The 4,803-nt window shown below is 71.8% G+C and carries 5 protein-coding genes and 1 pseudogene; all 6 read right to left on the reverse strand.

The genetic code is table 11. The annotated features are described in order from the left end of the window. Positions 1–156: 156 nt before the first annotated feature. Positions 157–585 (reverse strand): transcription antitermination factor NusB, encoded by a 429-nt coding sequence (gene nusB / locus ACFVYN_RS40935; RefSeq protein WP_390007914.1) that lies wholly within the window; start codon positions 583–585, stop codon positions 157–159. A gap of 2 nt (positions 586–587) precedes the next feature. After that, entirely contained in the window at positions 588–1,154 is a 567-nt protein-coding gene (efp, locus tag ACFVYN_RS40940) for an elongation factor P (RefSeq protein ID WP_352389971.1), read from the reverse strand. A gap of 52 nt (positions 1,155–1,206) precedes the next feature. After that, positions 1,207–2,310 (reverse strand): aminopeptidase P family protein, encoded by a 1,104-nt coding sequence (locus tag ACFVYN_RS40945; RefSeq protein WP_390007917.1) that lies wholly within the window; start codon positions 2,308–2,310, stop codon positions 1,207–1,209. A gap of 97 nt (positions 2,311–2,407) precedes the next feature. Continuing rightward, positions 2,408–3,331, reverse strand: coding sequence for a Pro-rich N-terminal domain-containing protein (locus ACFVYN_RS40950; protein ID WP_390007918.1), 924 nt, complete (start codon positions 3,329–3,331; stop codon positions 2,408–2,410). Between the two features lie 291 nt (positions 3,332–3,622). After that, complete coding sequence (gene aroB, locus ACFVYN_RS40955) at positions 3,623–4,714, reverse strand: 3-dehydroquinate synthase (RefSeq protein ID WP_390007919.1); 1,092 nt, start codon at positions 4,712–4,714, stop codon at positions 3,623–3,625. Continuing rightward, a pseudogene (locus ACFVYN_RS40960) lies at positions 4,711–4,803 on the reverse strand (shikimate kinase); the annotation flags it as partial. The pseudogene ACFVYN_RS40960 and the gene aroB, both read right to left, overlap by 4 nt.

The following is a 4,803-nucleotide window of genomic DNA, read 5'->3' on the forward strand; positions in this document are numbered from 1 at the left end:
GGCCACCCCGGCGGCTTTCTGCGGGCCTGGAGGAGCGTCGGGGCATCCGGGGACGTCTGAGGGCCCACAGCGGTTCGCTGCGGGCCCTCGGACAAGTTCGTGCCCCGAAGGAGCGCGGATCAGGTACGACCGCGGTCCCCGGCGCTCCCGGCGGGGCTACTCCCGGCGCAGTGACGGCTTCAGGTCCTTGAGCCGGCCCAGGAGGCCGTTCACGAACGAGGGCGACTCGTCCGTGGAGAACTCCTTGGCCAGCTGCACCATCTCGTCGAGCACCACCGCGTCCGGGGTCTCGTCGGCCCAGATCAGCTCGTGGGCGCCCAGACGCAGGATGTTGCGGTCGACGACCGGCATCCGGTCCAGCGTCCAGCCGACCGAGTACTGCGCGAGCAGCTCGTCGATGCGCTGCGCGTGCTCCGCGTAGCCCTCGACCAGCTGCATCGTGTACTCGCTCACCGGCGGCTGCCGGGTGTCTTCCCGGGAGAGCCGGATCCAGTCCGCCAGGACCGTCAGGACGTCGACGCCGCGCTGGTCGCCCTCGAAGAGGATCTGGAAGGCGCGCTTGCGTGCCGTGTTGCGGGCAGCCACGGTTAGCTGTTCACCCGGCCGAGGTAGTCGCTCGTGCGGGTGTCGACCTTGATCTTCTCACCGGTGGTGATGAAGAGCGGGACCTGGATCTGGTGGCCGGTCTCCAGGATGGCGGGCTTGGTGCCACCGGTGGAGCGGTCGCCCTGGACGCCCGGCTCGGTCTCCTGGATGGTCAGCTCGACAGCGGCCGGCAGCTCGACGAAGAGCACCTCGCCCTCGTGCTGCGCCACGGTGGCCGTGAAGCCCTCGATCAGGAAGTTGGCGGCGTCGCCGACCGCCTTGCGGTCGACCATGAGCTGGTCGTAGGTCTCCATGTCCATGAAGACGAAGTACTCGCCGTCCATGTACGAGAACTGCATGTCGCGCTTGTCGACAGTGGCCGTCTCGACCTTGACGCCGGCGTTGAACGTCTTGTCGACGACCTTGCCGGACAGTACGTTCTTGAGCTTGGTGCGCACGAATGCGGGGCCCTTGCCGGGCTTGACGTGCTGGAACTCGACGACGGACCAGAGCTGGCCGCCTTCGAGCTTGAGCACCAGGCCGTTCTTGAGGTCGTTCGTGGAAGCCACGGTTGCGGAATCTCCTGGACTGACGTGGACGACCCCGGCGCACGCACGTTGCCTATAGTGCGAGCAGCTCCTTGGTCGTGATGGTGAGTAGCTCGGGTCCGCCGTCCGCCTCGGGGCGTACGACGAGCGTGTCATCGATCCGGACGCCGCCCCGTCCCGGGAGGTGGACCCCCGGTTCGACGGTGACCGGCACGCAAGCGTCCAGTTTACCCATGGCCGCGGGGGCCAACTGCGGGTCCTCGTCGATTTCGAGTCCCACACCGTGTCCGGTGAGGGTCGGGAGCCCCTCGTGATGGCCCGCGGACTCCAGTACCTGGCGGGCCGCCCGGTCCACGTCACGGTAGGCCGCGCCGGGCGCCAGCGACTCCCGTCCGGCCCGCTGAGCGGCGAAGACGAGGTCGTAGAGCTCGATCTGCCAGTCGGCGGGGGACGTACCGATGACGAAGGTACGGCCGATCTCGCAGCGGTAGCCGCGGTAGCTCGCGCCCAGGCAGACGGAGAGGAAGTCACCTTCCTCCACGCGGCGGTCGGTGGGGCGGTGGGCCGGGCGGCCGGAGTTCGGGCCGGTGCCGACGGAGGTGGTGAAGGCCGGGCCGTCGGCGCCGTGGTCGACCAGGCGGCGCTCCAGTTCGAGGGCGAGGTGTCGCTCGGTGCGGCCGACGAGGATGGACTCCAGGAGCTCGCCCAGTGCCTGGTCGGCGATCTCGGCGCCGATGCGCAGGCAGGAGATCTCCTCCTCGTCCTTGATGACGCGGAGCTGTTCGACCGCGCCGCCGAGGTCGGCCAGGCGCAGCCGTGGGACGACCGAGCGGATGGCTCGGTGGCGGGCCACGGTGAGGTGGTGTTCCTCGACGGCGAGGGAGCCGCCGCCCCGTGCCTCCGCCAGGTCGGCCGCGGCGACGGCGGGGTCGCCGCCGGCGCCGGGGAGGGTGCGGATCCGCAGGGCCTCGTCGGGACGGCCGTCCGTGCGGTCGTCCAGGGGCCCGGGGCAGAGCAGCACGTCCTCACCGGCGCCGAGCAGGAGGACGGCGCCGCGGGGGGCGGTGCCCGCGAGGTAGCGGACGTTGGCCGGGCGGGAGATCAGCGCGGACTGGCTGCCGCCGGCTTGGCAGCGGTCGCGCAGGCGGGCTCTGCGGGTGGCGTACACCTCTGACATGCCTCGAGCCTAGGAGCGCTGCGGTCTCGGCGCCGTTCGGGAGAGCCGAGTGGGGCAGCGCCGCCCACGACGCGCCGTCCACGACGCACCACCGCGCCTACCAGCTCGGCGGGCTCGCGATGGACCTCGCCAGGACCTCGTCCAGGACCCGCGCCGTCTGGGGCACGTCCATCTGGCTGTTGTCGATGATCGGCAGGCCCGAGCCGTACCAGCCGGCCATCCGGCCGTGAATCCGCGCGACCTCTTCGTCGGTCAGCCGTCGGTTGCCCGAGCGTTCGGCGTTGCGCTCCAGGACGATCTCCAGGCCGGGCAGCAGGACCACCGGGAGCAGCCCCGGGCCCACGTGCCGCTTCCAGCCGCCGAGCCCGACCACCGGCCGGTCCGGGAAGACCGCGTCGTCGAGGATGCAGGAGATGCCGTTCGCGAGGAAGTTGCGGGCGGCGAAGCCGCAGGTGCGGCGGGCCAGGCGGTACTGGGCCTCGGAGTGGTCGTTCCAGCCGGACTGCGGGTCGGCGAAGCCCGAGCGGACCCACTCGCGTACGTCGTCGAGGCTGATGTGGGCGGTGGGGACCCGGCGGTGGTCGGCCCAGTACTTGGCGACGCTCGTCTTCCCGGCGCCCGCCGGACCGATGAGCAGCACCGCGAGGGTCGTGCCCGCGGGGTCGGGCGCGGCGACGGGCGGGGTGCTGTAGGCGCCCATGGGGGCGCCGGGCGGCAGGGGCACATGGCCGGTGGTGTCCGGCACCGGTCCCGGTGAGTGCTGCGGCGCGGGCGGGACCGGCGAGTGCCGCGGCGTCGGCGGCACCTGGGAGTGCGGGGGCGCGGGCGGTACCTGGGAGTGCGGGGGCGTCGGCGGCACCGGAGCCGGGGAGAAGCCCGGTGCCGACGGCGACGGGGGCACCGGGGCGGGGCCCTGGTGATGCGGTCCCGGGTGGTGTGCGGCGGCCGACGACCAGTCGGCGGCCGGTCCGTGCCCCGGCTGATGGGGCGGCGGCAGCGGAGAACCCACTGCGTGCTGCATCCGGTGCCACTCCGTCTCGTCTTCTTCGGCTCACTCGCCCGAGGGGCGCTCGCGTCGGTGCCGGGAGTGCGACCGTGCGCGGCCCGAAGGTCCCCGCCCGCTCGTCCTCTCGTCTCCGACGTGCCGCTCCGGCTCACTCGCGTCAGGCTGATCGGCGCTGGTTACGGGGTGGTGCATACCCCGCTCGTCACCGAACGGTACCGCCCCCGGCCCTCATTTGGTGAAACGGCCGGGGACGGCCCGAAGTGCCCCTGAGGGAAGGCGAATCGGCGGAACACACCGTCGCGGGACCTACTGGCCGACCTCTCCGTAGGCGGCGAGCAGAACGGCCGGGTCCGGGCCCTCCAGAACGGTGGGCTTGCCCAGGCCGTCGAGGACGATGAAGCGGAGCAGGTTGCCGCGGGACTTCTTGTCGACCTTCATGGTCTTGAGCAACTTGGGCCACTGGTCGTAGCGGTAGTGCAGCGGCAGACCCACCGATTCGAGAACGGTGCGGTGGCGGTCGGCCGTCGCGTCGTCCAACCGGCCCGCCAGGCGGCCCAGTTCGGCGGCGAAGTGCATGCCCACGGCGACAGCGGCGCCGTGGCGCCACTTGTACCGCTCGTTCTTCTCGATGGCATGGGCGAGCGTGTGGCCGTAGTTGAGGATCTCCCTGAGGCCCGACTCCTTGAGGTCGGAGGAGACGACCTCGGCCTTGACCCGGATCGAGCGCTCGATGAGCTCGGCGGTGTGCGGGCCCGCCGGGGTGCGGGCGGCCTCGGGGTCGGACTCGATGAGCTCCAGGATCGCCGGGTCGGCGATGAAGCCGGCCTTGATGATCTCGGCGAGCCCGGAGACGTAGTCGTTGACGGGCAGGGAGTCCAGCGCGGCCAGGTCGCACAGGACTCCGGCGGGCGGGTGGAAGGCGCCGACGAGGTTCTTGCCCTCGGCGGTGTTGATGCCGGTCTTGCCGCCGACCGCCGCGTCGACCATGGCGAGCACGGTGGTCGGGATCGCGATCCAGCGCACCCCGCGCAGCCAGGTCGCGGCCACGAACCCGGCGAGGTCGGTGGTGGCGCCGCCGCCGACACCGACCACGACGTCCGTGCGGGTGAAGCCCGACTGCCCGAGCGCCTTCCAGCAGTAGGCGGCGACCTCGGCGGTCTTGGCCTCCTCGGCGTTGGGGACCTGGATGGCGACGACCTCGAAGCCCTGCCCGGCGAGGTCGGCACGCAGCGCGTCACCGGTGTCGGCGAGCGCCTCGGGGTGGATGACCGCGACCCGCTGGGCCTTCTCCCCCACCAACGCGCCGAGTTCACCCAGGAGTTGACGGCCCACCAGGACCTCGTACGGCTCGCTGCCCGCGGTGCCGCCGACCTGGATGCGCGTCACTGCCTCGCTCATGCTTCCTTCAACTCCAGTGCGTCCAGCGCGATTCGGGTGACTTCTTCGGGCGTACGGCCGTCGGTGGCGACGACCGCGGTGGCGACCGA

The sequence above is a fragment of the Streptomyces sp. NPDC058307 genome (assembly GCF_042880295.1).
Taxonomy (GTDB): domain Bacteria; phylum Actinomycetota; class Actinomycetes; order Streptomycetales; family Streptomycetaceae; genus Streptomyces.